Source organism: Vibrio sp. OPT46 (assembly GCF_015163535.1).
GTDB lineage: Bacteria > Pseudomonadota > Gammaproteobacteria > Enterobacterales > Vibrionaceae > Vibrio > Vibrio alginolyticus.
The window spans coordinates 1-296 of the sequence record NZ_JADDYG010000631.1; the positions used below are offsets into that span (position 1 = coordinate 1).

1 protein-coding gene is annotated in these 296 nt (G+C 41.2%); it reads left to right on the plus strand.

Annotated features, from left to right (window positions below; all coding sequences use genetic code 11):
* Positions 1–81 precede the first annotated feature (81 nt).
* Positions 82–296: AAA family ATPase (locus tag IQR33_RS23915; protein WP_193844120.1), on the plus strand; the 215-nt coding region annotated here is incomplete at its 3' end.

Sequence of the window (296 nt, forward strand, 5' to 3'; positions counted from 1 at the left end):
CAAGATAGCCAGTTGTCTAAAGAGCAAGAGCAAGCTGTTACTGACATTATTAAGCAATTATCACAGCAATAGGGACCAAAGATGAAACCAATTAAACTAACCATGCAAGCCTTTGGTCCGTTTGCAAAAACTGAAATCATTGATTTTGAGAAGCTTGGCAGTAACCCTCTATTTTTGATTAATGGTCCTACAGGTTCCGGTAAAACGTCGATCTTAGATGCCATTTGCTTCGCCCTTTATGGTGAAACCACAGGTAATGAGCGACAAGGTATTCAGATGCGGTGTGACTTATCCGC